A 5,732-nucleotide genomic window follows, 5' to 3' on the forward strand; every position below is an offset into this window, starting at 1 on the left:
AAATAAAGATACATTTTTCCTGGTATAAAATTCAAATCCTTTTGTTTCTTATTATTTTTCTTTTTTGCTTTAAAATAGCCTTCTCCTTTGAATTTAATCAATAAAACTACTCTTTCTAAGATATCTATGGTTTTTTCTTGTTTCCAAAACTTGAATTTTTTGTTTTGTATGGTTTCATAAATATCTCCACGATAATAACAGTAAAATTCTTCAAAATCATTAAAATCTACATCTGTTTTTAAATTAATCAAAGATTTTTCATCTAAAGATTTTTGAATAATCTCATCAGATAATCTAATATAATTAGCCCTCTCTAAAATATATTTAAACCCTTTAATCACTGCTGTTTGCATTGTTTCATATTCTTCTAAATTCGGTTCTGTTAAAGGTTGTACATCAGCGTTAGGATTAAACAGCGTGTAATTATCTTTAATGGTTTCTAAAGTAGCATGAAATCGAAAATGGAAAAAAGCAGATAAAATGTCACAAAACTCTTTAAATAGTTGTTTATCTTCCCCTTGAAACTTACCTTCTTCAAGACACAAATTAATTAAATCAGTACGACGCAAAGGGATAAAAGATTCTCTAAAATCAGACATTATCATTAGTTATTAATTGTTAAAACCTCTTTTGCGGATAATCCATCTCCTTGATATCCAAAGTACCATAAACTTGCGATCGCTTCTGCTAAAGTGACCCCTTTTTTGGGTTGAAAAAGTGTGGTATAACCTAGGATACGACGAACATTTGATTGTTCTCCATTTTGAAAATCTGCGTATAATGCTTGTATCGCTTTGATATCAATTTTTGTGGTATCTTGAAAACCCCAAGTTTCTTTAATATTATCAAGAGAAGCTTTAGGGAGACCTTTTCCCGTATCTAAAGGAACCTTCCAAGTGATTAAATCTTCCCTGGTTAAAGGGTTATCTGGACGAAATAAAGAAGCACTACTATTACCGGTTAAAGGAGAAGGAATGATCCCCGCTTCAGCTAACCCTTGAATCACAGGAAAGTCGGGATCATTTGTACCCACATCAGCAAAAGCAGGTTGAGAGGTTTTGACCCCTAATCTAAGTTGTTTGGCAGGGGTATTTTCATTAAAGCTATTGTAGGTTTGCACTAACCATCTAGCATAAGTTCGACGGTTAATAATGGTATTAGAAGTAATAGCTTTGTCATCAGTCTGCTTAACATTTAAGTCTTCTAACCTCATCACATCTTGAACATAAGGACGTAATGCTACTGGTACATCATCAAGGGGAAAAAGACCATTGTTTTGAGGAGAACTAGGAGGATCTGGGGTGGTTGAGGAGGAGGAAGTATTCACAGGTTGATAACGAAGAGAATAATCCGTATTGTCCTCATTAGAGGTTAAAAAAGATACCTGAACTTCTAAGCCATTTTTTTGGGCTATTAATCGGTTATCATCCTCATTAAAAGGTTGAGTAATTTCCCAATCATTATTTTTAAATACTTCTTGATAAAATTCTGTAATTGTCGTAACCGAATCGGGGGAAGACCAACGAATAAATCCTTGTTTTTCTGTCAAAGTATCAGACACTTCTTGCAATTCTGAGTTAGAATATTGGGGAATGATGCTAGGAAATGCCTTGGGGATCTCTAACGGAGATGAAGTTGTGTTTTCTGTTCTTTTTTGTAACTCAGGATTAGGAGAAAATAGACCTTCTAAACCATCAATATTACTACAAGCGGTTAAAACAGTTAAGAATAAACTTAGAATTAGATAACGAGACATAATAACCAGATTTCCAGCAAATTATTTATTATTGTGGGCATCTAAAGCAGCTTTAGGATAAACAATTCTCTGATGATGAAATTGTTGCCAAACCTTAACAAACACCTCAGCAATAATGGGTAATTCCTCATAGCGAATGCCACTATCTTTCAATTGATTATCCCGCCAACGGGCTTTAAATATCTTTTGAATCATGGCTAAAGCCGTTTCTGGAGTCGCTTCCTTGAGAGAACGTAACGCTGCTTCACAACCATCCGCTAACATAACAATACCCGTTTCTCTTGACTGAGGAATCGGACCTGCATAACGAAACTCCTCTTCAGCAATCATTTCTGTGCCATTTCGTTCCGCTTCTTGCTTAGCTTGATAATAAAAATAGGAAATTAATAAAGTACCTTGATGTTCAGGAATAAAATCACGAATAACTCTGGGAAGACCATATTTATTAGCCATAACCAACCCTTCAGAAACGTGCTTTTTAATAATGTTCACACTGTCCCGAGGATTATTAATCAGATCATGTTTATTGGGGTTGCCCATTTGATTTTCAATAAATCCCATAGGGTCGTGCATTTTGCCAATATCATGATATAAAGTACCGGCCCGAATTAATTCCACGTTACAATGCAACTCTCGGGCTGCCGCTTCAGCTAAACAAGCTACAAATAAAGTATGTTGAAAGGTTCCTGGGGTTTCCGTCGCTAAACGTTTCAGTAAAGCGCAGTTAGGGTTTGCTAACTCCACTAAACGAATGGGGGTGACCAAATCAAATAATCGTTCTAAATAGGGAGAAATCCCTAAGGCCATCACACTCCAAGCGATTCCCGATAATCCATAAATAATGGCTTCCGGTAAGATAATAGACCAAATAGTACCAGCTACGGGGGCAGCAATCAGATAACCGACAAAATAGAGACTTCCTTGGACCAATCCCACCACACCCCCTAAACAAGCCAACTCATCCCGCGATCGCAATTTTCCGGCCGCAGAAGCAGCAATCAGTCCGCCGATGGTTCCAGCTAAAACATAACTCCAGTTGATGGTTGGGGCAGCAAAGGTGGATAATCCACTCAATAAGATCACTTGGGTAATTGCTAAAGTGGGGCCATAGAAACTACTGGCCAGTAAGCCCACGGCCGGTAAATTGGTATAACCGAGATTAAAAATACCTAAAACAGGGGTACTCAGACTCAACAAACAGAGAAGGATATGGTCTCGGCGACGTATGGGACGATGAAGTTTATGAGTCACCATGGAAAAAATAATCACGGTTCCGACGACAATGCCAGCAGAAAAACCTAAACCCACCCAATTAACACCGCGACGACTGAGTTGAAACCCATCCAGCAGAACAAACGCTCCCTGGGTAATTTCTTCTCCTGCTTCGACAATCACATCTCCTGCTCTAATTTCTACAATCACTGGTTTCATTGCTAAGGCTGCTTTTTCTGCCCTTTGTCTGGTGGCTTCCTTATCCACCATCAAATTGTGTTTATTGTGCAAAACCTTCATTAACACATCAGTAATTGCTGTTTTAGGAACCGATGAGGGTGCGGACTCTAGTTGATTATTAATAATTTCTTGGAGTAAATAATCTGGTGTTCCGGAGGGGACTCCCTGGGATAAAATTCGATTTAAGGTAATGTTAATGGTTTTTTGTGTAGTTTGCCAATTACTATCATCGAGATCGAGAAATATTCCTAATACCTCTGGGGTCAGATTTGAGGTTTTGGCATTTAAGATTTCTCGTTTGGCTGCATGGTAACGTTTACGGGATTTTCCGATGGTATCTAAAAGACCTTTGAGGGCGTTGGTTGATGTCTTCTGTTCATAGCGTTTTAACCAATCAATGGCTGTAACTGTTTGCAGTTGAAGGTTAGGGAAGGGTTGGCTTTTGTTGCTGAATACGATGGTGCGAATGGTTGCCCAAGTGTTATCATCTACCCGACGCAAATGTTGTTGTGTCCCCGTAGGAATTAAGGAACCACTGACAAAGGGAAATATCCCTACTTGTTGACGAAATTGATTAATTTCGGTAAGGGTTTTGTTTAAGTCTGCTTTGAGTTGGCTAGTCAGTTCTATATCTCTTTGTAGGATAGGAATAATCCCAGTGCGAACTTCTTTCCGTTTTTCTTCGGTGGTTTTTTCATCAACAAATTCTTCATCCCTTGGGGCGACAACTTTCACAGGGGAAACCGTTCCCACAGATAGTTGAGGTTGGTTGTAGAAACGATAACCAATGACAATGGTTAAAGAAATAACACTCAGTCCCAACATTATGGGTGGATGAAGTGTGCGGATGGGTTTTGATTTGTGTAACTTACTAAACCAATCGTATTTATGAAGCGGTTGGACAGGGGATTTTTTGGCTAAAGTTTTGTCTTTTTGGCCATAGAGATGATGGCCTTTTAAATACTTTTGTCCTAATTTATCTATATTTTGTTTTAACAGTTGTAGCCTTTTCATATTGTGTGAGGTCAATGTAAAAACATCAAACGAGATTTCTTGGATAGTCTTCCTTCTTTTTTTGACGATAGGCCATCATTCTTTTGAGATTGGGCAACTCCGTCGGAAGGGACTATTGAGGGGAAACCACGTCTGGCAAAGGTTTTTTTAAACGATATAACCACACTAGCCCCAAAACCCCTATACTAATCATAACTAAACTGATGACCTGTGCCACCCTCAATGGTCCGAGCATTAAGCTATCGGTTCTTAATGCTTCTATCCAAATTCTGCCACTACTATAGGCGATTAAATAGACTAAGGAGAGGGTTCCCACAGATAAGCGATGAGGATATTTTAAGCCCCAAAAAAATAAAGAGAGGAGAAGTATAAATACCATGACATTCCAAACAGACTCATAAAGAAAGGTGGGATGAAAATATTCCGAGGTGAGATAGGCTATAGGACGGTTCTGGACTGGTATATAAAGCCTCCAGGGTAAGTTAGTAGGTGCGCCAAAGGCTTCAGAATTGAAGAAATTACCCCATCTCCCTATGGCTTGTCCTAATGCTACGGAGGGAACCACTAAATCAGCTAATTGCCAGACGGAAATTTTGTTTAAACGACCAAAAATTAAGACAGCGATGGTTCCGCCGATAATCGCCCCATGAATGGCTATTCCTCCTTTCCAGATGGCAATAATATCTTCGGGACGCTGAGCGTATTCTTGCCATTGAAACAGCACATAGTAGAGTCTGGCACAAGGTATTGCCCCAATAATCAACCAGATGGCTAAATCTCCAATCAGATCAGGATTGATCCGACGGCGTTTAGCTAACCATTGGGATAAGGTTACCCCAATTAATACCGCACTGGCAATTAATAAACCGTACCAACGAACGATGAACGGCCCTGCTTCAAATAATATCGGGCCTGGAGACTGAAATTGAATCCCTAACAGCATAAGCGATCGTCATTATTCCTATGACATCTGAACATACTTTTAACTCTATCAAAGCGGGTGGGGGGAATCGAACCCCCATCATTAGCTTGGAAGGCTAAGGTTTTACCACTAAACTACACCCGCAAATTTTGGTATTTTTTCCACTTTTATTATAGTAACACAAGGGAGAGTTATTGGCAAGTTGAAATTTTTAACTTTAATGTCGGGCTAAGTCCCACGCTATAAACGAGGGGACGCATCGAACAGAATGTGAGTACCTGTTCGCGCGTTCACGATCGCGAATGCGATTCGCCGGGGTCGCTCGCCAAGGTTTTAGCGTGGGGATACAGCCCGACCAATATATTAACGTGGCACAGCACAACCAAGCTTAGATAATTTATGTTACCGTTGTCTCTATTTTTTGCTAACATATTATCATGACTCTAACACTCAACTACTCGTACCGAATCTACCCTGATAGCAAACAAGAGGCAATATTGAACGAATGGCTGGAAATTTGTCGCCGTTCTTATAACTATGCTTTGCGGGAGCTTAAAGACTGGATTGCTTCGAGGAAGTGTCTAATAG

General features: G+C 39.2%; 4 protein-coding genes, 1 tRNA gene and 1 pseudogene. 1 reads left to right on the top strand and 5 read right to left on the bottom strand.

Annotated elements, in window-relative coordinates; all coding sequences use genetic code 11:
* From QNJ66_RS25395 to QNJ66_RS25415, 5 genes and pseudogenes are all read right to left on the bottom strand, one after another.
* Positions 1–599: pseudogene (locus tag QNJ66_RS25395) on the bottom strand (DUF3754 domain-containing protein); the annotation flags it as partial.
* Positions 600–604: 5 nt separating this feature from the next.
* Positions 605–1,756, bottom strand: coding sequence for an S-layer homology domain-containing protein (locus tag QNJ66_RS25400; RefSeq protein WP_300511455.1), 1,152 nt, complete (start codon positions 1,754–1,756; stop codon positions 605–607).
* 21 nt (positions 1,757–1,777) lie between these two features.
* Positions 1,778–4,222 (bottom strand): HD family phosphohydrolase, encoded by a 2,445-nt coding sequence (locus tag QNJ66_RS25405; RefSeq protein WP_300511456.1) that lies wholly within the window; start codon positions 4,220–4,222, stop codon positions 1,778–1,780.
* A 112-nt stretch (positions 4,223–4,334) separates the two neighbouring features.
* Positions 4,335–5,165 (bottom strand): prolipoprotein diacylglyceryl transferase, encoded by an 831-nt coding sequence (gene lgt / locus QNJ66_RS25410; RefSeq protein WP_300511457.1) that lies wholly within the window; start codon positions 5,163–5,165, stop codon positions 4,335–4,337.
* A 52-nt stretch (positions 5,166–5,217) separates the two neighbouring features.
* A tRNA-Gly gene (locus QNJ66_RS25415) sits at positions 5,218–5,288 on the bottom strand.
* A gap of 293 nt (positions 5,289–5,581) precedes the next feature.
* On the opposite strand from QNJ66_RS25415, the gene QNJ66_RS25420 reads away from it, so the two are divergent.
* A partial coding sequence (locus QNJ66_RS25420; protein ID WP_300508890.1) for a helix-turn-helix domain-containing protein occupies positions 5,582–5,732 on the top strand: 151 nt, incomplete at its 3' end.

Source organism: Crocosphaera sp., from assembly GCF_030064895.1.
Lineage (GTDB): Bacteria > Cyanobacteriota > Cyanobacteriia > Cyanobacteriales > Microcystaceae > Crocosphaera.